Origin of the sequence: Demequina silvatica, assembly GCF_000971215.1 — a bacterium.
Taxonomy (GTDB): domain Bacteria; phylum Actinomycetota; class Actinomycetes; order Actinomycetales; family Demequinaceae; genus Demequina; species Demequina silvatica.
Map to the genome: position 1 here is coordinate 253,531 of NZ_BBMA01000004.1, position 24,351 is coordinate 277,881.

The 24,351-nt window shown below is 72.7% G+C and carries 22 protein-coding genes; 7 read left to right on the forward strand and 15 right to left on the reverse strand.

Features of this window, described 5'->3' with window-relative positions:
• Nucleotides 1-19: 19 nt before the first annotated feature.
• From AOM05_RS07060 to AOM05_RS07080, 5 genes are all read right to left on the reverse strand, one after another.
• A complete protein-coding gene (locus tag AOM05_RS07060; protein ID WP_062520678.1) occupies nt 20-859 on the reverse strand; it encodes a hypothetical protein in 840 nt (279 codons plus the stop codon).
• The gene (locus tag AOM05_RS07065; protein WP_062520681.1) at nt 856-1,212 is read right to left on the reverse strand and encodes a hypothetical protein; all 357 of its coding nucleotides are present in this window, start codon (nt 1,210-1,212) and stop codon (nt 856-858) included. The genes AOM05_RS07060 and AOM05_RS07065 overlap by 4 nt, the downstream gene beginning before the upstream one ends.
• Nucleotides 1,213-1,236: 24 nt before the next feature.
• Complete coding sequence (locus tag AOM05_RS07070) at nt 1,237-2,523, reverse strand: threonine/serine exporter family protein (RefSeq protein ID WP_062520683.1); 1,287 nt, start codon at nt 2,521-2,523, stop codon at nt 1,237-1,239.
• Nucleotides 2,524-2,618: 95 nt separating this feature from the next.
• Nucleotides 2,619-3,068 carry a hypothetical protein gene (locus tag AOM05_RS07075; RefSeq protein WP_062520685.1) on the reverse strand — a complete coding sequence of 150 codons (450 nt, stop codon included), beginning with the start codon at nt 3,066-3,068 and terminating at the stop codon, nt 2,619-2,621.
• Entirely contained in the window at nt 3,065-5,170 is a 2,106-nt protein-coding gene (locus tag AOM05_RS07080) for a DNA gyrase/topoisomerase IV subunit B (protein ID WP_062520687.1), read from the reverse strand. The genes AOM05_RS07075 and AOM05_RS07080 overlap by 4 nt, the downstream gene beginning before the upstream one ends.
• A gap of 96 nt (nt 5,171-5,266) precedes the next feature.
• On the opposite strand from AOM05_RS07080, the gene AOM05_RS07085 reads away from it, so the two are divergent.
• Nucleotides 5,267-6,109 carry a TspO-related membrane protein gene (locus AOM05_RS07085; protein WP_062520689.1) on the forward strand — a complete coding sequence of 281 codons (843 nt, stop codon included), beginning with the start codon at nt 5,267-5,269 and terminating at the stop codon, nt 6,107-6,109.
• On the opposite strand, the gene AOM05_RS07090 is transcribed toward AOM05_RS07085, so the two are convergent.
• Both AOM05_RS07090 and AOM05_RS07095 read right to left on the reverse strand, forming a co-directional pair.
• Complete coding sequence (locus AOM05_RS07090; protein ID WP_062520691.1) at nt 6,110-6,580, reverse strand: GNAT family N-acetyltransferase; 471 nt, start codon at nt 6,578-6,580, stop codon at nt 6,110-6,112.
• 1 nt (nt 6,581) lies between these two features.
• Nucleotides 6,582-6,923 carry a hypothetical protein gene (locus AOM05_RS07095; RefSeq protein WP_062520693.1) on the reverse strand — a complete coding sequence of 114 codons (342 nt, stop codon included), beginning with the start codon at nt 6,921-6,923 and terminating at the stop codon, nt 6,582-6,584.
• A 115-nt stretch (nt 6,924-7,038) separates the two neighbouring features.
• On the opposite strand from AOM05_RS07095, the gene AOM05_RS07100 reads away from it, so the two are divergent.
• Nucleotides 7,039-8,490, forward strand: a complete 1,452-nt coding sequence (locus AOM05_RS07100; protein WP_062520696.1) for an alanine/glycine:cation symporter family protein — start codon at nt 7,039-7,041, stop codon at nt 8,488-8,490.
• 78 nt (nt 8,491-8,568) lie between these two features.
• Here the strand turns inward: AOM05_RS07100 and AOM05_RS07105 are convergent, their stop codons facing one another.
• Entirely contained in the window at nt 8,569-9,981 is a 1,413-nt protein-coding gene (locus AOM05_RS07105) for an RNA polymerase sigma factor (protein WP_082097344.1), read from the reverse strand.
• Between the two features lie 107 nt (nt 9,982-10,088).
• A complete protein-coding gene (locus AOM05_RS07110) occupies nt 10,089-11,093 on the reverse strand; it encodes a DUF4192 family protein (protein WP_062520698.1) in 1,005 nt (334 codons plus the stop codon).
• A gap of 118 nt (nt 11,094-11,211) precedes the next feature.
• On the opposite strand from AOM05_RS07110, the gene AOM05_RS07115 reads away from it, so the two are divergent.
• A complete protein-coding gene (locus AOM05_RS07115) occupies nt 11,212-12,267 on the forward strand; it encodes a polyprenyl synthetase family protein (RefSeq protein WP_062520700.1) in 1,056 nt (351 codons plus the stop codon).
• Between the two features lie 24 nt (nt 12,268-12,291).
• On the opposite strand, the gene AOM05_RS07120 is transcribed toward AOM05_RS07115, so the two are convergent.
• Nucleotides 12,292-12,642 (reverse strand): Rv2175c family DNA-binding protein, encoded by a 351-nt coding sequence (locus AOM05_RS07120; protein ID WP_062520703.1) that lies wholly within the window; start codon nt 12,640-12,642, stop codon nt 12,292-12,294.
• Nucleotides 12,643-12,755: 113 nt separating this feature from the next.
• On the opposite strand from AOM05_RS07120, the gene AOM05_RS07125 reads away from it, so the two are divergent.
• Nucleotides 12,756-14,084, forward strand: coding sequence for a lytic transglycosylase domain-containing protein (locus AOM05_RS07125; protein WP_062520705.1), 1,329 nt, complete (start codon nt 12,756-12,758; stop codon nt 14,082-14,084).
• A gap of 90 nt (nt 14,085-14,174) precedes the next feature.
• Nucleotides 14,175-16,142, forward strand: coding sequence for a Stk1 family PASTA domain-containing Ser/Thr kinase (gene pknB, locus AOM05_RS07130; protein ID WP_062520707.1), 1,968 nt, complete (start codon nt 14,175-14,177; stop codon nt 16,140-16,142).
• Between the two features lie 106 nt (nt 16,143-16,248).
• On the opposite strand, the gene AOM05_RS07135 is transcribed toward pknB, so the two are convergent.
• The 4 genes from AOM05_RS07135 to AOM05_RS07150 all read right to left on the reverse strand — a co-directional run bounded on the left by AOM05_RS07135 (nt 16,249) and on the right by AOM05_RS07150 (nt 20,597).
• Nucleotides 16,249-17,628 (reverse strand): class II 3-deoxy-7-phosphoheptulonate synthase, encoded by a 1,380-nt coding sequence (locus tag AOM05_RS07135; RefSeq protein ID WP_062520709.1) that lies wholly within the window; start codon nt 17,626-17,628, stop codon nt 16,249-16,251.
• A 4-nt stretch (nt 17,629-17,632) separates the two neighbouring features.
• A complete protein-coding gene (locus AOM05_RS07140; protein WP_062520711.1) occupies nt 17,633-18,832 on the reverse strand; it encodes a pyrophosphate--fructose-6-phosphate 1-phosphotransferase in 1,200 nt (399 codons plus the stop codon).
• 82 nt (nt 18,833-18,914) lie between these two features.
• Entirely contained in the window at nt 18,915-19,628 is a 714-nt protein-coding gene (locus AOM05_RS07145) for a lysophospholipid acyltransferase family protein (RefSeq protein ID WP_062520713.1), read from the reverse strand.
• 6 nt (nt 19,629-19,634) lie between these two features.
• Nucleotides 19,635-20,597, reverse strand: coding sequence for an ROK family glucokinase (locus AOM05_RS07150; protein ID WP_062520715.1), 963 nt, complete (start codon nt 20,595-20,597; stop codon nt 19,635-19,637).
• Between the two features lie 85 nt (nt 20,598-20,682).
• Between AOM05_RS07150 and AOM05_RS07155 the strand changes: the two genes are divergently transcribed.
• A complete protein-coding gene (locus AOM05_RS07155) occupies nt 20,683-22,476 on the forward strand; it encodes an AMP-dependent synthetase/ligase (RefSeq protein ID WP_062520717.1) in 1,794 nt (597 codons plus the stop codon).
• Nucleotides 22,477-22,628: 152 nt separating this feature from the next.
• Nucleotides 22,629-24,074 carry an FAD-binding oxidoreductase gene (locus AOM05_RS07160; protein WP_082097346.1) on the forward strand — a complete coding sequence of 482 codons (1,446 nt, stop codon included), beginning with the start codon at nt 22,629-22,631 and terminating at the stop codon, nt 24,072-24,074.
• Nucleotides 24,075-24,130: 56 nt separating this feature from the next.
• On the opposite strand, the gene AOM05_RS07165 is transcribed toward AOM05_RS07160, so the two are convergent.
• Nucleotides 24,131-24,331: a hypothetical protein gene (locus tag AOM05_RS07165; RefSeq protein ID WP_062520885.1), complete on the reverse strand. Its 201-nt coding sequence runs from the start codon at nt 24,329-24,331 to the stop codon at nt 24,131-24,133.
• Between the last annotated feature and the right edge of the window lie 20 nt (nt 24,332-24,351).

Sequence of the window (24,351 nt, forward strand, 5' to 3'; positions counted from 1 at the left end):
GGACGATGCGGGGGCCGGGTCAGAGCCCCGGCTCGCCCTGGTCGTCCAGCAGCGAGGGCCCCGCGCTCGCGCGTCCCTCGCGCAGGCGGACGCCGTCCGCGACCAGGAGCACGTCGCCGCGGAAGAACCGCAGCAGCCACAGCACCGCGTCGACGTTCGGGTCGTGCTGGATGCGGGCGGGAGCGCCCGCGCCGGCGCGCGCCGAGCGCTTCCCGATCACGTCGAGCACCGAGTGGACCGCGAGGGTGTACTGGCCGCGCAGCACGGTCTCGAGCGGGCGGGCGACCTTGCGGTAGCGCACCTTGACGCCGTGCTCCCCCGCCTCGACGTCCGCTCGATGCCCCACCTCCGCGGTGCGGCGCACATACAGGCCCTTCTTCGGGAGCACCCGGGCGACCGCGACACCGCGGCGCATCGCGATCTCGAGCGCGAACGCGAGCCCGTAGCCCGAGGCCTCCCCCGTGTTCGAGAACACCGCCACGTCGCCGGGCACCTCCCGCTCGCGCAGGACGAGCACCGCGACCGTGGGATGACCGCGCTCCGCCGCGTCGATCGCGCCGTTGACGGCGAGGTGGAGGAAGCGGCGGCGGCGCAGCGGCTCGGGGACCACCAGCAGGCGGCATCCCAGGTCCGCGGCGCGCACGATCGCCTCGCGCACGTCGCCGCGGACCAGCCCGCCGTCGGCGATGTCGAGGTCCGGCGCGCGCTCGCGCAGCCTCTCCGCGTCGTCGAACAGCGCGTCGGAGCTCAGCATCACCACCGAGGCGGCCGCGTCCGCGATGCGCGCGAGCCCGCGCTCGCTGAAGCGGTGGCCGTCGAGCACCGCGATGCGGCGCGTCGGCTCGATCACGGGCGTCATCGGACCTCCCCCGCGAGGGTCGTGAGCCGCGCCTCGACCAGCGCCTCCCACCGCCGCGCGCGCCGGCGCGCCTCCACCACGCCCAGCGCCGCGAACGCGGCGGAGCCCAGCGCCCACGTCGCGGCCCGCCGTCGACCGGCCAGCGCGAGGCCTCCGGCGGCACCGAGCCCCATCACCACGCCCCCGAGCGCGCCCGCGTAGGACCGCGCGTACGCCAGCATCAGCCCGAGCGCGACCGGATCCTGCGCGCCCGACACGGCCCGCGCATCGTCCACCCTCACCCGGCGAGGGAGCATCCCCGCGCCCATCCACGGCAGCGCGGGCTCCAGATCGCGATACCTCGACGGCCCCATGCGCCCCTCCCTTCGCGTCGCCGGTCAGCCCCGGTCGAACGCCCAGTCGCGGTCGGTGATGAGCTTCGCGATCACCAGGCCGACCATGATCGACAGCACCACCAGCACCACCTGCAGGATCGCACCGATGGTGTCGGTGTAGCTGCCCTCGTTGAGGCTCACCACCGACTGGAACGCGAGCACGCCGGGGATCATCACCAGCACCGCGGGCACCTGGAGCGTGATGATCGGGGACGGGGTGCGCGGTGCCGCGACGGCCACCAGCACCCCGACGAGCACGCACGCCACCACGGTCGCCATCTGGATCATGACGCCCTGGTCGATGAGGACGAGGCGGAACGTGTTCGACACCATGCCGATGAGCGCCGCCGCGATCGCCATGCGCCACGGTGAGTTGAACATGAGCGCGAAGCCGAGGACACCCACCAGGCTCGCGACGGCCATGAGGGCGAAGTGCGGGACCGGGTCGAGCGCGATGGGCTCGCGCGCGCTCGAGTCGAGGGCGCCCACCAGGGTCATCGCCCACACCGACAGCGCGGCGCCCACGATCATCATGGTCGCGAAGACCAGGCGCGAGATGCCCGCCGAGAAGTCGAGCTTGGCCATGTCCAACGCCGCGGTGATGAGCGGGAAGCCCGGCAGCAGGAACAGCGTGCACGCGATGTAGCCGGACGCATGCACGTCCACGGTGGTGCCGAACAGCGCGAACACGGCGACGGACGCGAGGTAGATCCCGCAGGCGAGCGCCGCGGCGGCCATGGTGGTGCCGAAGGGGTTGAAGCCCCGGTGCGCGAGGGCGCGGCGCATGAACTGGCCGAGCGTGGCGGCGATGAGGACCGCGAGCACCTCGAGCGGGCGCGCGTTGTTGAGCACCGCGAACGCCGCGCAGGCGGCGCCGGCGGAGAGGGCGTTGACCGCCGGGTGGTACAGCGCGGGCTTGGCCTCGATCCGGTCGAGGGCGGCGTTGACGTCCTCGACGGTGGTGCGGTCGGGGATGGTGGTGCGGAAGTCGTCGAGCAGCTGGATGCGCTCCGCGTTGACGCCGAACTTGCGCACCTCCGTCACCTCGGTGCGGAAGATCGCGCCGCGATGCGTGGTGGCGGTGATCTCCGTGAACGTCACGGCGGCGGTGTGCCGGTCGATCCCGAGCGCGCGCGCGACGGCGTCCATCGCCTCCTTCACCCGGTAGCTCGCGGTGCCGGCGGCGAGCATCATGCGGCCGACGCGGAGGATCGCCCCGGACTGCTGGATCAGCCCCACGGGCTCCAACGAGTGCTCGGGGTCCCGGGGTGTCGCGCGTTCGTCGGCCATCTCATCCCTCGTGTCGGTGGCGCGGCTGCGCCGCTGGGTGCTCCGGGGACTTCATTGTGGCAAAGCGTGGTGCGGCGCGGACGGCGCCGCGCGGATCAGCGCGGGGTGCCGACGCGGCGGTGCCAGTCGCGTACCCGCGCCAGCCGCGAGTCGTGCAGCGCACGGTCGCCGCGGTCGAGGCCCACCACGGCGAGCCCGCCGACGACGGTCGCGGCCACCGCTCCGGCGGTCGCGACGCCGGTGAGCACCAGCGCGATCACGACGGCCGCCGCGATCGCGGTGCCCAGGATGGCGAGACCGTGACCCGGGGCGGCGTGCTCGCGGCGCCACAGCTCGTCGAGGAGGTCGAGCTCGCGCTCGGACTCCATGAGCTCCTCCTCCAGCAGCGCGCAGCGCGCCGGCAGCCCGTGGACGGGAGCCGTGCGGAACACCGTGCGGGCGCCCAGTTCCCGCACCTGCGGGCGCTGGTGGAAGCCGTAGGGGTGCACGGGGCACGGCGGGGCGCCCTCGCGAACCTCCGTCGCGCGCGCGGGCAGGCCGCTCATGCGTCGATCCTCGAGCGGTCGAGCGACGCGGCGCCGGCGATGATGAAGTCGCGGCGGGGTGCCACGTCGTTGCCCATGAGCAGCTCGAACACGCGCTCGGCCGCGGCGGCGTCCGCGCTGGTGACGCGGCGCAGGGTGCGCTTGCCCGGGTCCATCGTGGTCTCGGCGAGCTGGTCGGCGTCCATCTCGCCCAGGCCCTTGTAGCGCTGGATGTCGTCCTTGAACTTGCGGCCGGCACGCTTGAGGTCGCGCAGGGTCTCCTGCAGCTCCTTCTCGGAGTACGTGTAGATGTACTCCTTCTCGCGGCGCGCGGAGCCGGACACCTCGATGCGGTGCAGCGGCGGCACTGCCGCGAACACGCGTCCGGCGTCGACGAGCGGCCGCATGTAGCGGAAGAACAGCGTGAGCAGCAGCGTGCGGATGTGCGCGCCGTCGACGTCCGCGTCCGTCATCAGGATGATCTTGCCGTAACGGGCCGCGTCGAGGTCGAACGTGCGTCCCGAGCCCGCGCCCACCACCTGGATGATCGACGCGCACTCGGCGTTGTGGAGCATGTCGGTGACGGACGCCTTCTGGACGTTGAGGATCTTGCCGCGGATGGGCAGCAGCGCCTGGAAGTCGGAGCGGCGCGCGAGCTTCGCGGTGCCGAGCGCCGAGTCGCCCTCGACGATGAACAGCTCCGACTGCTCCACGTCGTTCGAGCGGCAGTCCGCGAGCTTCGCCGGCAGCGAGGAGGTCTCGAGCGCGTTCTTGCGGCGCGAGATCTCCTTCTGCTTGCGGGCGGCGACGCGCGCGCGCATCTCCGCGACCACCTTCTCGAGGACGGTGTTCGCCTGGGCCTTGGTGTCGCGCTTGGTCGAGGTGAGGATGGCGGCGAGCTGCTGCTCGACCACCTTCGCCACGATGCCGCGCACGGGGCCCGTGCCCAGAACCTCCTTGGTCTGGCCCTCGAACTGCGGCTCGGGGATGCGCACGGTCACCACGGCGGTGAGGCCCGCCATGATGTCGTCCTTCTCGATCCGCTCCGCGCCGTCCTTGCCCGTGAGCTTGAGGCGGCGCGCGTTGGCGGCGATCTGCGCGCGCAGCACCTTCACCAGCCCGGCCTCGAAGCCGGCGAGGTGGGTGCCGCCCTTGGGGGTGGAGATGATGTTGACGAACGAGCGGGTCTCGGTCTCGTAGCCCGTGCCCCAACGCAGCGCCACATCGACGGTGCACTCGCGCTCGACCTCCTCGGAGACCAGGTGCCCGTTGGGCTTGAGCACCGGCACGGTCTCCGTGTAGGTGCCCTGACCCGAGAGCTCCCAGGTGTCCGTCACCGCGACGTCCGCGGCGATGAAGTCGACGAAGTCCTTGGCGCCGCCCTCGTACCGGAACTCCTCCTCGTGGGGCTCCGCGGGGTTGCGCTGGTCGCGCACCACCAGCGTGAGGCCGGGCACCAGGAACGCGGTCTGGCGCGCGCGCACCAGCAGGTCGTCGTAGCTGAAGGACGCGGTCTTGTTGAAGATCTGGCGGTCCGCCCAGTAGCGGATCCGGGTGCCGGTGCGTGCCTTCGCGACCTTGCCGACGACCGCGAGCTCGGAGCCGGTGACGAACGGCATGAACTCGGCGTCGGGCACCGCGCCGGAGGCGGGGTCCTTGAAGTAGCCCGGCTCGCCGCGCCGGAAGCCCATGTGGTGCGTCTTGCCGCCGCGGTCGACCCACACGTCGAGCCGCTCGGACAGGGCGTTCACCACGGAGGCGCCCACGCCGTGCAGGCCGCCCGACGCGGCGTACGAGCCGCCGCCGAACTTGCCGCCCGCGTGGAGCTTGGTCATGACGACCTCGACGCCCGTGAGCCCGGTCTTGGGCTCGATGTCGACGGGGATGCCGCGGCCGGAGTCGCGCACCTCCACCGAGTCGTCGGGGTGCAGCACGATCTCGATGCGGTCGCCGAACCCGCCCAGCGCCTCGTCGACCGAGTTGTCGATGATCTCCCACAGGCAGTGCATGAGGCCCCGGGAGTCCGTGGTGCCGATGTACATGCCGGGTCGCTTGCGCACCGCCTCGAGCCCCTCGAGGACGGACAGATGCCTAGCGGAGTAGTCGTTCGCCACGGCGGACATCTTAGTTGCGCCCTCCGACATCGCGGCGCAGGCCCACCGCGGGTGTGCGGATGATCGCCGGACGTGGGAGCGTTGTCCCTGGCAGGGAGGCTGACGATGACGGTGGCGGCGGAACGGGACATCTCCACGAGGGACGTGCTCGAGCGCGCGCTCGTGGCGGCGGGGGCGGTCCTCGCGATCGCGGGCGCGGCCTGGGGGTCCGGAGCGTTCGGCGGGACCCCGATCGAGGACGCGGCCGGCGGCATCTTCGCCGCCGACGCGACGCTGCTCGCGCCCGGCTCCCCCGCCTTCGGCGTGTGGAGCGTCATCTACGCCGCGCTCGCCGTCTTCGCCGTGGCGCAGGCGCTGCCGGGCCCGGGCGCGAGCCCGAGGATCCGCGCGGTCGCGTGGCCGCTGCTGGCGGCCATGGTCCTCAACGCCGCGTGGATCTGGGTGGTCCAGCGCGAGTGGATCGCGGCGTCGATGGCCGTCCTCGCGGCGATCCTGGTGTGCCTCGGCGTCGCTGCCGCGCGACTCGCGCGCTCGCGGCCGGAGACCGTGGTCGAGGCGGTCGCCGCCGACGCCGCGGTTGGCCTCTATCTCGGGTGGGCGACGGTCGCGACGGTCGCCAACGTCACTGCCGTGGGCGCGTGGTGGGTCGGCAGCGACCCGGAGGACGGGACGTGGGCCGCGGTCGGCGTCCTGGTCGCCACCGCCTTCGTGGGGATCGCGATGGCGCGCGACCTGTCCACGTCGCCGGTGCTCGCGTGGACCACGACGGCGACGCTCGCGTGGGGGCTGGCCTGGGTGGGCGAGGCGCGGCTGTTCGCGCTGCCGGACGATGCGACGGTCGCGTGGGCCGCAATCGGCGCGGCGGCCTCGGTGGTCCTGACGACGGCCGTCACCACCGTGGCGACGCAGGTCCGGGCGCTGCGCTGGGCGCGCCGCCGCCAGCCCTAGCTAGCGGCGGGGCCGGCGCCGCACGGAGCTCATCGCGACGTTGTCGTGCTTGATGAAGAAGCCGAGATCCTGGTACAGGTGCAGGCCGGCCGGGCTGGCGTGCAGCTCGACCACCTCGATGCCCCGCCGGTCCGTCTCCTCGAGCAGCGCCTCCATGATGGCCCGGGCGTAGCCCTTGCGCTGGTGCTGCGGCGCGGTCGACACCCACTGGATGTAGCCCATCTGATGCGCGTCCGCACCCGGACGGGCGAGGCGAGGCGCGACGTTGACCAGGCCGCAGGCCGCGAGGCCGCCCTCGGGCGCGTCGATGACCATGCCGAACAGGTCCTGCCCCAGGCGGTCGCGCACCATGCGCGTCGACTCGACCGCCCACGTGGGCGTGGGTCTGGCACCCACCGCCTTGTACATGAGCGCGCCCAGGTGGACGATCTCGGCGGCGTCCGCCGTGACGGCCGGGCGGACCTCGGTCACGTCAGCGCCATGCGACGGCCACGACGACGTTCACGAGCGTCAGGCCGGTCACGATCCAGAACGGCACCACGGGGTTCTCCCGCTTGCGGGTCGCCTCCGCCACGCCCGCGATCGCGAGCGCGATCAGCAGCTTGACGGCGATCTTCACGTGGTCGGGCTCGTGGTCGCTCGCGTAGGCGACGCCCGTGAGCGCGAGCCCCGTCACGATCTGCGCGCGCGCTCCCCACACCATCAGCATGGTGATGCGCTTGGCCTTGGCCGTGAGCTGCTCGAGCGCGGGTCCCAGCAGCGCCGCGACGCCGACGAGGTGAAGGACCAGCAGGACGGTGCGCAGGACGCTCATGGGGAGGCTCCAGGGGTTCGGGACGGACGGCACGATGCTACTGCCTCCCCCGGCACCTGCCTGCGAGGACGCAGCGCGCGCATGCCGGGTCCGCAGCGCCTACCGTGAGAGTCCTATGAACGCGCTCGAAGAGTGGGTGGTGTCCACCACCGACACCCTGTGGACCTGGCTGCTGCTGCCGCTCGTCGTGGTGCTCGCGGTGTACTTCACCATCCGCTCCGGGGCGGTGCAGATCCGGTTGCTGCCCCGCATGGTCAAGGGCCTCACCGACCGCACACCCACGGATGCCGAGGGCCGCCCGCAGTCGCTGTCCGCGTTCCAGGCGTTCACGGTGTCGGCGGCGTCCCGCGTGGGCATCGGCAACATCGCGGGCGTGGGCACGGCCATCGCGGTCGGCGGGCCCGGCGCGGTGGCCTGGATGTGGCTGATGGCGATCTTCGGAGCCGCGACCAGCTTCGTCGAATCGACGCTCGCGCAGCTGTACAAGCACCGCGACGCGGAGGGGTTCCGCGGCGGGCCGGCGTACTACGTGCAGCGCGGGCTCGGCTCACGCTGGCTCGGAGTGGTGCTGGCCGTGGTGCTCATCCTCGCGGCGCCGTTCGCGGTGACCATGCTGCAGTCGTTCACCATCGCGGAGACGGTGACCGGGTCGTTCGACGGCGGCGCCCCCGGCTGGGTGGCGCCGGCGGTCGCGACCATCGTCGCGCTGCTGACCGCGGCGGTGACCTTCGGCGGCGCGCACCGCATCGCCCGGGTGACTGAGGCGGTGGTGCCCGCGATGGCGCTGCTGTACCTCGGGCTGGGGATCATCATCGTGGTCCTCCACGCCGAGGCGATCGGCCCCGTCCTGCAGGCGATCCTCGAGGACGCGGTGTCGGGCGAGGCGGTGGCGGGCGGCGCCCTCGGCACGGTCATCCTCACGGGTGTCCAGCGGGGCATGTTCTCGAACGAGGCCGGCTTCGGCACCGCCCCGAACGCGGCCGCGAGCGCCGCCACCACCCATCCCGTGAAGCAGGGCCTGGTCCAGTCTCTCGGGGTCTACTTCGACACCCTGTTCGTCTGCTCCATCACGGCGTTCATCATCCTGGTGACACGTCCCGACCTCGAGACCGCGGAGCCGGGCGTGGCGATGACGCACGATGCGGTGGTCGGGTCGCTCGGCACGTGGGCAGGCGTGCTCCTGTCGGTGATCGTGTTCCTGCTCGCGTTCAGCACCATCCTGGGCCTGAACTTCTACGGCGAGTCGAACATCGAGTACATCACCGAGCGGCGTTCCGTGCTGCTCGCGTACCGCAGCGTGGTGGTCGCGGTGGTGCTCGTGGGCGGGCTGGTGTCCGCGACGCTCGTGTGGTCGCTCGCGGACCTGCTGCTCGGGCTGCTCGCGCTGCTCAACCTGCTCGCGATCGCCCCGCTCTCGCGCCACGTGTTCCGCCTGCTGCGCCACTACTCCGATCAGGTGCGTGCGGGGCGCGACCCGGTGTTCACCCGGGATGCGCTGCCCGGCGTCGCGCGGATCGAGGCGTGGGAGGACGAGCGGTCCGTGACAGGCCTGCCCGGCGAAGGATAGGGCGCCCGCCTGAACGCCGAGAGGCGCCCTCCCCCGGCACGGGGAAGGGCGCCTCTCGCGCGCGGACCGGGCCGCGGTTCAGTCGAGGTAGTCGCGGAGGACCTGCGAGCGCGACGGGTGGCGCAGCTTCGACATGGTCTTCGACTCGATCTGACGGATGCGCTCGCGGGTGACCCCGAACACGCGGCCGATCTCGTCGAGCGTCTTGGGCTGGCCGTCCGTGAGGCCGAAGCGCATGCCGACCACGCCGGCCTCGCGCTCGCTGAGCGTGTCCATGACCTTGCTCAGCTCCTCCTGGAGCAGGGTGAAGCCCACCGCGTCGGCGGGGACCACGGCCTCGGAGTCCTCGATCAGGTCGCCGAACTCGGAGTCGCCGTCCTCACCCAGCGGGGTGTGGAGCGAGATGGGCTCGCGGCCGTACTTCTGGACCTCGACCACCTTCTCGGGGGTCATGTCGAGCTCCTTGGCCAGCTCCTCGGGCGTGGGCTCGCGACCCAGGTCCTGAAGCATCTGGCGCTGGACGCGCGCGAGCTTGTTGATGACCTCGACCATGTGGACGGGGATGCGGATGGTACGCGCCTGGTCCGCCATCGCCCGGGTGATGGCCTGACGGATCCACCACGTCGCGTAGGTCGAGAACTTGTAGCCCTTGGTGTAGTCGAACTTCTCGACCGCACGGATGAGACCGAGGTTGCCCTCCTGGATGAGGTCCAGGAAGAGCATGCCGCGGCCGGTGTAGCGCTTGGCGAGCGAGACGACGAGGCGAAGGTTGGCCTCGAGCAGGTGGTTCTTGGCGTGGCGGCCGTCGTTCGCGATCCACTCGAGCTCACGACGCAGCTTCGGGGCGAGCTTCTCGCCGGAGCCAAGCTTCTCCTCCGCGAACAGGCCCGCCTCGATGCGCTTGGCGAGGTCGACCTCCTGCTCCGCGTTGAGGAGCGCGACCTTGCCGATCTGCTTGAGGTAGTCCTTGACCGGGTCGGCGGTGGCGCCGGCGGTCATCACCTGCTGGACAGGGGCGTCGTCGTCGCCGGTGCCGAGGACGAATCCGCGGCTGTCGGACTCCTCCTCCTTCTCGGCGGGCTTGGCGCCGTCCTCCTCGGAGGCGTCGGCCTCGAGGTCGGCGTCCTCGAGCTCGACCTCCTCCGTCGCCTCGTCCTCGGAGGCCTTCCCCTTCGCGGGGGCCGCCTTCGCGGCGGCCTTGGTGGTGCGCCGGGGAGCGGCCTTGCGCGCGGGGGCGGCGGTCGCCGCCGTGGTCTCCTCGATCGCCTCGTCGGCGGCCTTGGCGGCGCGCTTGGGGGCGGCCTTCGTGGAGGCTCCGGTGGACTTGGAAGCGGCTGCGGTAGTCGTGGCCTTCTCCTTCTCGGTTGAGCTGCCGGCAGGCGGCAGCGAAGCGTCGGACGATGCGGGGGTTGCGAGAGCCGGACGACGGGCACCACCCGTCGCTGCACCGACGGACTGACCGTCGGCGCGACCCGGCTGCTTCGGCGACACGGCTACCCTCTCGACCTGTCACGGAGTGGATGGTGAGGCCCCGCTGATCGCCTCGCGCAAATCCATTAGATTGTAACGCCCACCGCAAGCGATTCGTTCCGCGACACTCACCCGGCCCCGTCCTCGGGGCCTGGACCCGCGGAATCGATGAGGGCGAGCACGAGCAGCGCGAGACGATACCCGGGATCGTGGTCGAGCGCGACCGCGCACCACGCCCGCGCGACCCCGGGCGACTCCTCCCACCATGCCATCACCGCGAGGGTCGACGCCGCGGACGCGCACAGGCGCCGGGGCGCGTGCTCGAGCACCTCCTCGAGGAGCGTCCGCGCGGCCGCGAAGCGCGCGGCGACCGGGGGCCGCGAGGGGCGCAACCCGGATCCGAGCGCCGCGGCGACCGCGGTGGAGTCTCGCCCGGCGAGCGCGTCGCGGACCGCGCGACCGGAGCGCGGGATCAGCATGAGCAGCAGCGCGTCGCGCACCCGGACGTCGCCGAGCGAGGCGGCGAGCCTGCCGAGCGGCGCCGGTCCCTCCACGCCCTCGTTCAGCGCGCGGCGCCACAGCTCGGCGCTCTCGCCCCGCCACTCCTCCTCGCCGCGCGCACGTCGCCTCTCCCAGCGCGCCGCCGCCCTGGCCACGAGGCGCCGCTCGGCGGCGGGCGCCCGCGTGGCGCCCGGATCGACGGACGGGCCGCGGGAGCGCGCCGAGCGCGCCGTGGCGGCGGGCACCGCCCGTCCGCCCGGCGGGCAGCAGCGCGGGTCCTCGCATCCCGGGTTGTAGTAGCGGCCGTCCGTCACCATCCACGGCTCGACCGTCGCGACGGTGTCCTCGAGCGCGTTCACGGCGGTCGCGAGCGCGAGGCAGCCCTCGTCCTCCCGATCCGTGTACGCGAGCACCACGGCCCGACGCGCGCCCTCACGCATGGCGGCCCATCCCAGGTCGTGCGCCGCGAGGGAGGCCTCGTCGTTGATGAGGTCCCACACGTCGAGCCGGAGGATAGCGCCCAGCTCCCCGCGTTCTCGCAGCAGCACCGTCACCACGCTCTCCCGCGGCTGGAATCCGAGCAGGGTGGGCAGGAGGGAGGCGAGCTCGCCGGGTCCGGTGATCACTGTCATGGGTCCAGGGTCGGCAGTCGGGCGCCGCCGGGCACGCCGCTCCTCCGGATCTGTGGACGGCGCGCGGCTCGCCGGACCCTGGGGACATCGGCCCGCCTCACGCCCCTACGCTGGTCGCATGCATCGGACCGCCGAGGACCCCCGATCCGCGATCGCGGATCGCACCGCACGCCTGCTCGGCTGGGCGGCCGCATCCATGGCGCCCGCCCGGGCCGCGGCGGACGACATCGCCGACCGCCTCGCGGCGTCCTCCGAGGGCGGCAAGGCGTTCCGCGCCCGCCTCCTGCTCGCGACGTTCGACGCCTGCGCCGGCGCCGACCGCGAGGCGGCGCTCGGGCTCGCGGCCTCGGTCGAGCTGTTCCAGACCGCCGCGCTCCTGCACGACGACGTGCTCGACGGCTCCGACACGCGCCGCGGGCGACCGGCCGCGCACCGCGTGTTCGAGGCGCAGCATCGCGAGGCGGGCTGGCAGGGCGACCCCGCGGCCTACGGACGCGCAGGCGCCATCCTCTCGGGAGACGTCGCGCTCATCGCGGCCCAGCGCGGCGCGACCCTCGCCGCGCGCCGGGTGGGCGACCGGGTCGCGGATCTGTTCGACGAGATGGCGGCCCTGGTCACCGCGGGGCAGCACCTCGACATGCGCGTCGCGGTCGCGCCCATGGACAACCTGAAGGCGCTCGAGGCGGACATCCGCACGATCATGCGTGCCAAGACGGCCTCCTACACCGCGGAGTTCCCGCTGGCGCTCGGGGCGGCGGCCGCCGGCGCGAGCGACGCGACGGTGAGGGCGCTGCGCGAGGCCGGGCTGCCGCTGGGCTTCGCGTTCCAGCTCCGCGACGACGTGCTAGGGCTCACCGGCGCGCCCGACGTCACGGGCAAGCCTGTCGGCGACGACCTGCGCGAGGGCAAGCGGACGCTCCTGGTCTGGCACGCCGTCGCGCACGGCACCCCCGAGCAGCGCGAGGCGGTGCTGGGCGTGCTCGGCAGGGCGGACGCCACGGCCCGGGAGATCTCCGCCGCCGTGGACGCCATCCGCGGCTCCGGCGCGCTCGACGCCGCCGAGCGGCAGATCGCCGCGCACGCGGCCGCCGCGCGCGCCGCGCTCGTCGAGGCGCTCGCGGACGCCGGGCCCGTGCTCGGGCTGGTCGACGCCGCGGTCCACCGGAGCGCCTGAGCGGCACCCCAGGCGCCGCGACCGCTACAGCAGCGCCTGCGCGATGCGACGCACGTGCGCCCGGCGCCCCTCGCGGAGGGCGTCGAGCGGGGCCATGCCCAGCTCGGCGTCCTCGGCGAGCAGCCACTCGGCGCACTCGGCGTCGTCCATCCCCGCGTCGCGCAGAAGCGTGAGCGTGCCGTGGAGGGTGTGGACCACCTCGGGGCCGCGCTCGCCGTCCACGATCACCCCCGCGGGGATCTGGAGGGTCTGCCGCTCGCCGCGGCGCACGGCGAGGAGCTGCCCCTCGCGGAGCATCTCCCTGACCTTGCTCGCGGTGGTGGCGAGCCGGTCGGCGAAGTCGGGCACGGTGAGCCAGGCGGCGTCGTCGTTCATGGCTCCAGGGTACTGAGAAGAGCGTCCGGCCTTGCGACGGGGACGGAACCCGGGTTACGGTCACATTTGTCACATCTGTCACTCCACCCCCATCTCTCACACTGGAGGCACGCATGGCAGCGTCGACCGCGTCGATCCCCGCGGCCCGGGCCGTCACCACGGCCGCGATCGTCACCGCGCTCGGGTTCACCACCACCGCACCGGCGGTGGCCGACGAGCGCCACCGCGTCCGCGAGGGCGACACCGTCTCCGACCTCGCGCACCGCTACGGCAGCACTATCCCCGCGATCGTCGCCGCCAACGGGCTCGACTCCCGCGCGACCATCTACGTCGGCACCACGGTGACCGTCCCGACCAAGGGCGGCTCAGCGCAGGCCTCCACCCCCACGCTGTCCGCCACGTACACCGTGCGGTCCGGGGACACGCTGTCCGAGATCGCACACCGGCACGGCACCACCGTCGCGGCACTCGCCCGCGAGAACTCGCTCGCGAACGCGGGCCTCATCTACCCGGGCCAGCGCCTCACCATCGGCGGCTCCGGCAAGGCCACGCCGGTCTCGACGTCCTCGACGGGCGCCGCCCGCTCGGGCTCGACCCACACCGTCGAGGCAGGGGACACGCTCTCGGAGCTCGCGCAGCGCCACGGCACCACCGTCGCCGCGATCGCCCGCGCGAACAACCTGCCCAACGCGTCCTTCATCGCCGTGGGCCAGCGGCTCACCATCCCGGGCTCGGGCGCGGGCACCATGGCGAGCGCGTCCACGCCGTCCACCACCACGGCCGCGACTGCCGTCTACACGGTCCGCGCGGGCGACACGCTGTCCGCGATCGCGCAGCGCCACGGCACCACCGTCGCGACGCTCGCCCGCGCCAACACGCTCGCCAACGCCTCGACCATCTACGTGGGCCAGCGGCTGCGCATCTCCGGTGCGGGCTCCGCGAAGCCCGCGTCCGGCCTGGTGGGCGACACCTTCGCCGGACGCACGTACGCACGCGACATCGTGTCCGCCGCCAACATCAACAAGGCCACCCTGCTCGAGCGGTGGGTGCCGTCGCGCGACAGCATGCAGGCGCTCGTGGTCTCCACCGCCCGCCGCTACGGCGTCGACCCGGCGCTCGCGCAGGCGATCTCCTACCAGGAGTCCGGCTTCGACATGCGCGCGGTCTCCCCCGCCAACGCCGTGGGCGTCATGCAGGTCATCCCCACGTCCGGCGACTGGGCGTCGGACATGGCGGGGCGTCGCCTGGACCTGCTCGATCCCGAGGACAACGTGACGGCGGGGATCCTCATCCTCCGCTACCTCACGCGGTCCTTCTCCTCGGTGGACGATGCGATCGCCGGCTACTACCAAGGCGCGGCGGCCGTGCGCGACCACGGCTACCACTCGGACACGGTCGACTACGTGGCCAGCGTGAAGGCCCTCATGACCCGGTTCGGGTGACCCGGCCGCCCAGGGTGACCCGAGCATCGTCCCCCCTGGTCGCGGCGCGCCGCAGGGGCGCTGCGGGAGCCGCCGCGGGGTCAGCCTAGAATGTTCACCGTGTCAGACACCCTCACCGACCCCCTCCTCGGCCGCGTCATCGACGGCCGCTACGAGGTGCGCGAGCGGGTCGCGGCGGGTGGCATGGCGACCGTGTACCTCGCGTTCGACCGCCGTCTCGAGAGGGACGTCGCGCTCAAGGTGATGCACCGCCACCTCGAGGTGGACCCCAACTCGCGCGAGTTCGTCGCCCGCTTCCGCCGCGAGGCGAAGGCCGCGGCGCGGCTCACCCACCCCGGCGTGGTGCGCGTCTACGACCAGGGCATCGACGAGGACGTCTCCTACCTCACCATGGAGTACGTCGAGGGCGAGAACCTGCGCGAGCACATGGCCCTCACGGGCCCGATGTCGCTGCGCGAGTCGCTCACCACGCTCGAGCAGGTCCTCGACGCGCTCGCGTCCGCGCACCGGCTGGGCCTGGTGCACCAGGACGTCAAGCCGGAGAACGTGCTGATCGGCGACGACGGACGGCCGCGGGTGGCCGACTTCGGTCTCGCCCGCGCCGTCACCGAGGTCACCTCCTCCACGTCGGGCACCATCCTCGGCACCGTCGCGTACCTGGGCCCCGAGCTCATCACCAGCGGCGTCTCCGACGCCCGCACCGACGTGTACGCCAGCGGCGTGCTGCTCTACGAGATGATCACGGGCCGCCAACCCCACACGGGGACCACGGCCATCCAGGTCGCGACCAAGCACGTCCACGAGGACATCCCCGCGCCGTCGACCGTGGTCGCGTGGTTGCCGGCGGAGATCGACGAGCTGGTCGCCGCGCTGACCGCGCGCGAGCCGGACGCGCGACCCGCCGACGCCGGCGAGGCCCTCCAGCTGGTGCGCCGCACCGCCGGGCTGCTCGACGAGCCGACGCTCGCCCGCCGCGCCGACCCGCCGTCGGGCTCGACCGCCACGGTGCACGACGCGGACGCCACCGCCATCCTCGCCGCGACGCCGGCCGGCGCCACCGTCGCGCTGCCCATCGGCCTGGGACACCCGTTCCCCGCGGTCGGCACCGAGCTCGCCGCACTGCCCGACGACGACCCGGAGGCGAAGGCACCCGCGCGCGCCGACCGTCGCGCCGGCTGGTGGATCGCCGCGATCGCGGTCGCGGTGCTGGTCCTCGGCGGCGGCGGGCTGTGGTGGTACAACTCGATCGGCCCGGGCGCGTACACGACCGTCCCGTCGGTCGTCGCCGAGACCCAGGCGGACGCGGTCCAGCTGCTCGAGGGCGCCGGGCTGGACCCTCAGGTCACGCGCGTGTTCGACGACGAGGTCGCCGAGGGGATCGTGATCAGCACCGACCCCGGGGCGCAGGAGCGCATCCTCGAGGGCGGCACGGTCGCCGTCACGGTGTCCAAGGGCCCGCGCATGACCACGGTGCCCAAGCTCGTGGGCACGTCCCAGGAGGAGGCCGAGTCCCAGCTCGAGGAGCTGGAGCTGCCGCTGGGCGACGTGACCACCCAGTACTCCGACACGGTTCCCGCGGGCCAGGTCATGGCGATCACGCCCAAGGCAGGCAAGAGCGTCCGCCACGACACCCCCGTGGACCTCCAGGTCTCCGACGGCCCCGCGCCCATCGAGTTCCCCGACGTCACCGGCATGACCGAGGAGGAGGCGCGCAGCCTGCTCGAGAACGACTACGGGCTGACCGTGGTGGTCGAGCGCGCCCGCACCGTCGAGGCGCCCGCGGGCGAGGTGTTCCTCCAGAGCCCCGAGGCGGGTGCCGCCGGGCACCGCCTCGACTCCATCACCCTCACCGTCTCCGACGGCCCTCCGCTGGTCACCGTCGACGACTACATCGGCATGAAGGTCGACAAGGCGGAGAAGGCGGCGCAGGACGCGGGCCTCGACGTGCAGCTCTACCCGTTCTGGCCGTGGAGCTCGAAGGGCGGCGTGGTCGACCAGTCGATCGTGCCCGGCAACCAGGTGGAGCAGGGCACCACCATCACGCTCAAGTACAACTGAGCCGCCGCATCGTCCCTCGCGGCGTGCCGCCGCTCCCCCACGCCCGGGGAAGGCAGAACGCCCCGCCCCGGGGTGACCGGGACGGGGCGTCGGGACGATGCGCGGGCTAGGCGATCTCCTCGGGCTGCGGCAGTCGCGCCTTGTGACGGGCGAGCAGGTCCGCGACCAGGAACGCCATCTCCAGCGACTGCTGGTGGTTGAGGCGCGGGTCGACCTTGGTCTCGTAGCGCCGGGCCAGGCCCTCGTCGTCGATCTTCTCGGTGCCGCCCATGACCTCGGTGACGTCGTCGCCGGTGAGCTCGACGTGGAGGCCGCCGGGGACGGTGCCGAGCGCCTCGTGCACCTCGAAGAAGCCGGTGACCTCGTCGAGGATGGTGTCGAACTTGCGGGTCTTGTACCCCGAGTCCGAGGTGAAGGTGTTGCCGTGCATCGGGTCGGTCAGCCAGGTGACCGCGACGCCGGAGTCGCGCACGCCCTCGACGATCGACGGCAGCGCGTCGCGCACCTTGTCCGCCCCCATGCGCGCCACGAACGTGAGGCGTCCGGGGACGTTGTCGGGGTTGAGGATCTCCGCGAGCCGCACAGCGTCCTGCGACGAGGCCGTGGGGCCGAGCTTCACGGCGAGCGGGTTGTGCACCTTCGACAGGAACTCGACGTGCGCGCCGTCGAGCTGACGGGTGCGCTCGCCGATCCACAGGAAGTGGGCGGAGCAGTCGTAGGCCAGGCCCGAGCGCGAGTCGATCCGCGTGAGCGCCCGCTCGTAGTCGAGCAGCAGCGCCTCGTGGCTCGAGAAGAGCTCGACCGTCTTGAGCGCCTCGAAGTCGCCGCCCGCGGCGCCCATGAAGCGCACCGCCCGGTCGATCTCCGCCGCGAACTGCTCGTACTTGGCGTACGCCGGGTTCGCCGCGAAGCCCTTGTTCCACTGGTGCACGCGGCGCAGGTCGGCGAAGCCGCCCTGCGTGAACGCGCGGATGAGGTTCAGCGTGGACGCGGACACGTGGTACGCGTCGACGAGCCGCTCGGGGTTGGGGATGCGCTCCTCCTCGGTGAACCCCGAGGAGTTGACGATGTCGCCGCGGTACACGGGCAGCGTCACGCCGTCACGGGTCTCCGTGTCCGACGAGCGCGGCTTCGCGTACTGGCCCGCCATGCGGCCGATCTTCACCACCGGCGTCGAGGCGCCGTACGTGAGGATGACGGCCATCTGGAGGATGGTCTTGATCTTGTTGCGGATGCGGTCCGCGGTGGCCTCCGCGAAGATCTCCGCGCAGTCACCGCCCTGGAGGACGAAGGCCTCGCCGCGGGACGCGGCGGCCAGCTGCGCACGCAGCCGGTCCGCCTCGCCCGCGAACACCAGAGGGGGGACCTGCGAGAGACGGTCGGTCGCGCGTCGCAGCGCAGCGGCGTCGGGCCACTGCGGCTGCTGCCTCGCCTCCTTGGAGAGGTACGAGTCGACGCCCGCCGCCGCCAGGGCAGCCTCGGTCATGTGATTACGCCTGTCCGATCGCCTCGAGGGTCTCGACGTACCACGGGGTCGTGGTGTCGAAGGGCTTGTGGCCGGCGATGCGCGGGAACGGGATCGCCTTGAGGCGGTCGCCGTCCTCCTCGTCGTGGCCGATCACGCCGGGCTCGCCGCGCAGGGCGCACTCGACCGCGTAGTCGGTCATCGACTTGATGAGGCGCAGGTCCTCGGCGTTCGCCGCGGCCGCGCGGGAGAAGTAGCCCGACTTCTGGACCATGACCTTCTCCGCGCCGAGCTTCTCCGCGAACTGCTTCGCGAACCACTGGCCGGGGTTGATCTCGTCGAGACGCACGTGGCCGAAGGGGTCGCGCTTGACCTCCTGGCCGGTGGCCTCCATCTCGGCGATGATCTCGGGCACGCCCGCACCCTCCGACAGGAAGATGTTGACGTTGCCGACCTCGTCCATGACGGTGCGCAGGCGCGCCGCCTCGGCGTCGATGTCGAGCTTCTGCTCCGGCACGTAGACGGCGTGGATGTCCCAGCGCTCCTTGGTGAGGCCGATGCCGGGCAGGAACGTGCGGGTCTCGAGGTCCTCGCGGTACTTCATCGCGGCGGCGGCCGTGAGCCAGCCGCACGCACGGCCCATGACCTCGTGGATGATGAGCATGCGCGGGCCCGAGCGGTGCTCGCCGATGATGTTGCGGCCGAACTTCGCGGCCTCCTCGGCCGCGGTCCACGCGCCGAGCGACTGGCGGATGGGCACCACGTCGTTGTCGATGGTCTTGGGCAGGCCCACCACGGTGAGGCCGTAGTCGTTCTCCGCGAGGTAGGCGGCGAGGTCCGCGGCGGTGGTGTTCGTGTCGTCGCCGCCGATGGTGTGGAGGACGTCGATGCCGTCGGCCTTGAGCTGCTCGGCGGCGACCTTCAGCGGGTCCTCGCCTTCCTGCACCAGACCGCGCTTGACGCAGTCCGCGACGTTGGTGAGCTTGACCCGCGAGTTGCCGATGGGCGAGCCGCCGAACTCGTGGAGCAGGCCGGCGTGCTTGCGCACCTCGTCGTCGATCACGATCTTCCTGCCGAGCAGCAGGCCCCAGTAGCCGTGCTCATAGGCGATGATCTCCACCTCGGGGGCGATCTCGGTGTAGCGCTCGATCAGACCGCCCACCGCGGAGGACAGGCAGGGTGCGAACCCACCGGCGGTCAGAAGGGCAACGCGGCGAACCGACATGACAAACCTTTCGTCGTATGACTTGCGGAATTCGTGGTCATTCTAGGCGCGCGCCTGAGGGCGCGGCACCGGGACGGGGGACCTACTCCCCTGCCTCGGGATCCTTGTCCTTGGCGAGCTCGCGCTTGACCGACGCGGCGTCGCGCTCGACGTACTCCTGGCCCGACAGCGCCGCGATCGCGGCCATGATCCGGTCCGTCGCCTCGCGCAGCGCGGTGCGGTCGTCCTGGCGGCCGTCGAACTCGGACAGGTCGATCGCGGGGCCGATGCGCACGCCGATCGGGTGGCGCTTGGGCACCTTCTGGCCGATGGGCTGCGCGATGTGGGTGTCGATCATCGCGACGGGGATCACGGGCGCGCCGGACTCGATCGCGAGACGCGCGACGCCCGTCTTGCCGCGGTACAGGCGGCCGTCGGGGCTGCGGGTGCCCTCCGGGTAGATGCCGAGAAGCTCGCCGCCCTGCACCACCTGGAGACCGGTGCGCAGCGCGGCCTCGGACGCACGCCCGCCGCCGCGGTGGACGGGGATGGTGCCCACGCCCTCCATGAAGGCCTTGGTGGCGTACCCCTTCACGCCCTTGCCGGTGAAGTACTCCTCCTTGCCGAGGAACACCACCTTGCGCTTGATCACGACCGGCAGGAACACCGAGTCGGAGAAGGACAGGTGGTTGGACGCGAGGATCGCGCCCCCGGTCTCGGGGATGTGCTCCTCGCCCTCGACGGACGGCTTGTACACGCCCTTGAGCGCGGGGCCCACGAGCACGTGCTTGAAGAGGCGGTAGTACGTATCGCTCATGGTGTCCTAGCGGTTCGCGGCTGCGATGCGGGCGAGGTCGGCGGCACCGACGATACCCGCATCGTTGCCCATCTGCGCGGGCACGATCGGCACGATGGGCCGGTGACCGCGCGCGGGCAGGTTGTCCTCGAAGGCCTTGCGCGCCGGGTGCAGCAGGAGGTCGCCCGCGGCGACCACGCCGCCGCCGATGACGAACAGCTCAGGGTCGAGCGCCGCCGCGAGCGAGGCGGAGCCCTCGCCGATCCAGCGGCCCAGCTCCGCGAGCAGCTCGATGCCCAGGTCGTCGCCCTCGACCGCGGCTTCGGTCACGTGGGGACCCTTGATCGACGCGGCGTCGCCGCCGGCGAGCTCGAGCAGGTGCGCGGCGCGCACCGGCCGGTCCACCGCGGCGCGGCGCGCCTCGCGGGTGAGCGCGGAGCCCGAGGCGTACTGCTCCCAGCAACCGCGCAGTCCGCAGCCGCACGAGTGCCCGCCGGGCACCACGCGCAGGTGGCCGAGCTCGGCGGCGAAGCCGTACGCGCCGCGCACCAGCTTGCCGTCCACGACCATCGCCGCGCCCAGGCCCGTGCCGATGGTGAGCAGCACCATGTGCTGCACGTCTCGCGCCGCGCCGAAGGCGAACTCGGCCCACCCGGCCGCGTTCGCATCGTTCTCCACGACCACGGCGACGTCGTCACGGCCCAGCAGGCGGCCCACGTTCTCGGCGAGCGGGTAGTCGCGCCAGGCGATGTTGGGGGCGAACAGCACGTGCTCCTGGTCGGAGGAGACGAATCCGGCGGCGGCGAGGCCCACCGAGTGGAACTCGTGGTCCTTCGCCAGCTCGGCCACCGCATCGGCGATCGCGGCGTCGATGCTCGCGGGGTCCTGCGGCTGCGTCTTGCGCTTGGTCTTCGCGATGATGGTGCCGTGCTCGTCGACCACACCGACAGCGATCTTGGTGCCGCCGATGTCCACGCCGATTGCATGCATGCTGAGGTGCCTTCCGATACTCCGCTGGGACTGCGTCAAGGCTATCGTCTGTGACGTCGCCTCTACTGCCACGGGAGTCCCAAGGATGAGCCAGCCCTCACGCGCGGAATACGCACCCAACATCGTCGCGCTCATCGCGGAGCGCTGGCGCACCCACGCGGACGCCGTGGTGATGCGCTACGCCGATGAGGACGACCGGTGGATCGACGTCACCGGCGCGGAGGCGCAGGCCATGGTCGACGCCACCGCGAAAGGGCTCGTCGCGCGCGGCGTCGAGCCCGGGCAGAGCGTCGGCATCATGGCGCGCACCCGGATCGAGTGGTCGATCCTCGACGTCGCGATCTGGACGGTCGGCGCCCTGCCGGTGCCCATCTACGACACCTCGTCGGCGTCCCAGATCGACTGGATCACCTCGGATGCGGACATCTCCGTGCTGGTGGTCGAGACCGCGGAGCACGCCGCGCTCGCGCGCTCCGTCGCGGCGGACCCCGAGAGCCCGCTGCGCGACATCCTCGTGATCGACGAGGGCTGCATGGAGGACCTGCGCGCCGCGGGCGCCGGCATCCCCGACTCGATCATCGCGGAGCGCTCGGCGCTCGCGACGCTCGACTCCCCCGCGACCATCGTCTACACGTCGGGCACCACGGGCCGCCCCAAGGGCGCGGTGCTCACGCACTTCAACTTCGTGCGCCACACCTACGGGATCCAGGACGAGCTCGACGACGTGCTGCTGTTCGACGGCGCGAGCACCGTCCTGTTCCTCACCCTCGCGCACTCGCTCGCGCGCCTGGTCGAGGTGGTGCTGCTCGCCTCGGGGACCGTGATCGGGTACTGCCCCGACTCGCGCAAGCTGGTGCCGTACTTCGCGAGCTTCCAGCCGACGCTGATCCTCGCGGTGCCGCGCGTGTTCGAGAAGGTCTACAACGCCGCCGAGCAGAAGGCCGCCGCGGGCGGCAAGGTGAAGATCTTCCGCTGGGCCGCGAAGCAGTCGATCGAGTACTCGCGCGCCCTCGCCACCTCCGGCGGTCCGTCGCTGGCGCTCAAGGCGCGTCACGCGATCGCCGACCGTCTGGTGCTGTCGAAGATCCGCGAGGTGCTCGGCGGCCGGGCACGCCACGCCATCTCGGGCTCGGCGCCGCTCGGCGACCGGCTGGGGCACTTCTACAACGGTCTCGGGCTGCAGGTGCTCGAGGGCTACGGTCTCACCGAGGTCACCGCGGCGTCGCACGTCAACCGCACGCGGCTGTCGAAGATCGGCTCCGTCGGGACGGCGCTGCCGGGCTTCGAGGTGCGGATCGCGGACGACGGCGAGATCCTCATGCGCGGCGACATGCTGTTCACCGGCTATCACCGCAACGCGGAGGCCACGGACGCGGCCATGGCCGACGGATGGTTCCACACCGGCGACATCGGCCACGAGGACGCGGAGGGCTACCTCTACATCACGGGTCGCAAGAAGGAGATCATCGTGACCGCGGGCGGCAAGAACGTCGCGCCCGCCGTGCTCGAGGACCGGCTCCGCGGCTACGCCCTGGTGAGCCAGTGCGTGGTGGTCGGCGACGCGAAGCCGTTCATCGGTGCGCTGCTGACGCTGGACGCCGAGGCGCTGCCCGGCTGGCTCAAGGCCCACGGGCTGCCCGAGCTCACCGTCGCCGAGGCGGCCGCCGACCCGCTGGTGCGCGAGCACCTCGAGAAGGCGGTGGACCGCGCGAACCGGGCGGTGTCGCGGGCGGAGTCGATCCGCAAGTGGGACATCCTCGCGGACGACTTCACGGTCGAGAACGGGTACCTCACCCCGTCGCTCAAGCTCAAGCGCGCACAGGTACTGCGCGACTTCGCCGAGGACATCGAGCGCCTGTACGCGCCCGTCCCGCGCTGAACCGGCTGGTAGGCGCACCAGGGGTCGCGGCACCGCATGCCGGATGCCCCGCATGCGGGGGGCACCCATGCGGGTGGCACCACAAGTCGGGGCTGGCCGGACATTCCGGACATGCACAGCATGGTGGCGAATCCAACCCGGAGGTTCTCACCATGTCCTTGTCCACCACCGCGCTCGAGACCGTCTCGACCGCCCGTTCCACCCTCTCGAACCCCTCCCGCACCACCCTCTCCGGCATCACCCTCGACGCCGCGATCGACGACCTCGCCGCCCTGCTCGACGGCGAGGTCGTCCGTCCGTCCGAGACCGGCTGGGACCAGGCGCGCGCCGCCTGGCAGCTGGGCGTCGACCAGCGGCCCGTCGCCGTGGTGGTCGCCCGGTCCGAGGCCGACATCGCCCGCACGCTCCGCCTCGCGTCTCGCATGGGCGTGCGCGTCGCCCCTCAGGGCACCGGTCACGGCGCCGCCGCCGTCGGGGACCTCTCCGACGCCATCCTGCTGCGGACCGCGGCCCTCGCGTACGTGACGATCGACGCGGAGCGGCGCACCGCCACCGTGGGCGCGGGCGCCACTTGGGGCGACGTGCTCGCGGCCGCGGCGCCGCACGGGCTCTCAGGGCTGTCCGGATCCTCCGGCACCGTGGGCGTGGTCGGCTACTGCCTGGGCGGCGGGCTCGGATGGCTCGGCCGCCTCCACGGGCTGGGCGCGCACTCCGTCCTCTCGGCGCGCGTCGCGCTTCCCGGCGGCGCCGTGGTGGTCGCGTCCGCGTCCGAGCACGCGGACCTGTGGTGGGCGCTGCGCGGCGGCGGCGGTGCCGGCGTGGTCACCGAGCTCACGGTCCGCCTCTACGACGTCCCGCGCCTCACGGCGGGCACCCTGTGGTGGCCCCGCGAACGCGCGGACGAGGTGCTCAAGACCTGGTCCCGCCTGCTGCCCACGCTCCCCCGCGAGATCACGTCGACCGCGCGCGTGCTGCGCTTCCCCGACATCGACGAGGTGCCCCCGGCCATCCGCGGCGGATCGTTCGTGCTGGTCCAGGCCGCGGTGGTCGGATCCCCGTGGCTCGCCGATCGCCTGCTCGCGCCCCTGCGCGCGCTCGACCCCGTCATGGACGACGTCGCGCCCGTCACGCCCGACGCCCTCGGGCACCTGGCGATGGACCCGCCCGACCCGTCCGCCGGCGCCGCGGAGGGCGTGATCCTGGCCTCGCTCGACGACGCCGCGATCGAGGCCTGGCTCGCGGCGCTCGACAGCGACCACTGCGCCGGCGTGGTCGCCGCCGAGCTCCGCCACCTGGGCGGCGCGCTCGCCCACGGCTCCGTGGACGATGCGGCGCTCACCGGCATCGACGGGGCGGTGGCCGCGGTCGCGGTCGCCCCGGTGACGCCGGCGGCCGCCCTCGACCAGGCCGTGGCGATGGTCGACGTCGCGCTCGCCTCGCTCGGGCCGTGGGTGGGCGACCACCAGTACGCGAACTTCGTCGAGCGGCCCACCGCCGAGCGCACGCTCGTCGGGGTCGCCGTGGACCGCCTGGACGCCGTCCGGCTGTCCTACGACCCCGACGGCACGGTGGTCCGCCGCCACGGTCCCACGGACTGAACGCACGCCTGCGGCGCGCCGGTGGGGCCTCGGCCCCGCCGGCGCGTCCGGCCGTCTCAGGACGCGCGTGGCGGGCGCACGAGCCGCAGGGGCGGCACGAGCCCCGCGTCCGCCAACGCCGACACCGCGCTCGCCTGGTCATCATCGAGCTCGACCCTGGACCGGTCGGACGGTCGCACCTCGATGGTGAGGAACGACACCACGCAGTCGCCGCAGCTCCTGCCGCGCATCTCGCACGAATCGCAATCGATCAACATGCTCCTCACGCTAGAGAGGG

Bases quoted from the DNA above. Each gene is read 5' to 3' on its own strand.
- AOM05_RS07060 (WP_062520678.1), bottom strand. From the start codon at position 859: ATGACGCCCGTGATCGAGCCGACGCGCCGCATCGCGGTGCTCGACGGC.
- AOM05_RS07065 (WP_062520681.1), bottom strand. From the start codon at position 1,212: ATGGGGCCGTCGAGGTATCGCGATCTGGAGCCCGCGCTGCCGTGGATG.
- AOM05_RS07070 (WP_062520683.1), bottom strand. From the start codon at position 2,523: ATGGCCGACGAACGCGCGACACCCCGGGACCCCGAGCACTCGTTGGAG.
- AOM05_RS07075 (WP_062520685.1), bottom strand. From the start codon at position 3,068: ATGAGCGGCCTGCCCGCGCGCGCGACGGAGGTTCGCGAGGGCGCCCCG.
- AOM05_RS07080 (WP_062520687.1), bottom strand. From the start codon at position 5,170: ATGTCCGCCGTGGCGAACGACTACTCCGCTAGGCATCTGTCCGTCCTC.
- AOM05_RS07085 (WP_062520689.1), top strand. From the start codon at position 5,267: ATGACGGTGGCGGCGGAACGGGACATCTCCACGAGGGACGTGCTCGAG.
- AOM05_RS07095 (WP_062520693.1), bottom strand. From the start codon at position 6,923: ATGAGCGTCCTGCGCACCGTCCTGCTGGTCCTTCACCTCGTCGGCGTC.
- AOM05_RS07100 (WP_062520696.1), top strand. From the start codon at position 7,039: ATGAACGCGCTCGAAGAGTGGGTGGTGTCCACCACCGACACCCTGTGG.
- AOM05_RS07110 (WP_062520698.1), bottom strand. From the start codon at position 11,093: ATGACAGTGATCACCGGACCCGGCGAGCTCGCCTCCCTCCTGCCCACC.
- AOM05_RS07115 (WP_062520700.1), top strand. From the start codon at position 11,212: ATGCATCGGACCGCCGAGGACCCCCGATCCGCGATCGCGGATCGCACC.
- AOM05_RS07120 (WP_062520703.1), bottom strand. From the start codon at position 12,642: ATGAACGACGACGCCGCCTGGCTCACCGTGCCCGACTTCGCCGACCGG.
- AOM05_RS07125 (WP_062520705.1), top strand. From the start codon at position 12,756: ATGGCAGCGTCGACCGCGTCGATCCCCGCGGCCCGGGCCGTCACCACG.
- pknB (WP_062520707.1), top strand. From the start codon at position 14,175: ATGTTCACCGTGTCAGACACCCTCACCGACCCCCTCCTCGGCCGCGTC.
- AOM05_RS07135 (WP_062520709.1), bottom strand. From the start codon at position 17,628: ATGACCGAGGCTGCCCTGGCGGCGGCGGGCGTCGACTCGTACCTCTCC.
- AOM05_RS07140 (WP_062520711.1), bottom strand. From the start codon at position 18,832: ATGTCGGTTCGCCGCGTTGCCCTTCTGACCGCCGGTGGGTTCGCACCC.
- AOM05_RS07145 (WP_062520713.1), bottom strand. From the start codon at position 19,628: ATGAGCGATACGTACTACCGCCTCTTCAAGCACGTGCTCGTGGGCCCC.
- AOM05_RS07150 (WP_062520715.1), bottom strand. From the start codon at position 20,597: ATGCATGCAATCGGCGTGGACATCGGCGGCACCAAGATCGCTGTCGGT.
- AOM05_RS07155 (WP_062520717.1), top strand. From the start codon at position 20,683: ATGAGCCAGCCCTCACGCGCGGAATACGCACCCAACATCGTCGCGCTC.
- AOM05_RS07160 (WP_082097346.1), top strand. From the start codon at position 22,629: ATGTCCTTGTCCACCACCGCGCTCGAGACCGTCTCGACCGCCCGTTCC.
- AOM05_RS07165 (WP_062520885.1), bottom strand. From the start codon at position 24,331: ATGTTGATCGATTGCGATTCGTGCGAGATGCGCGGCAGGAGCTGCGGC.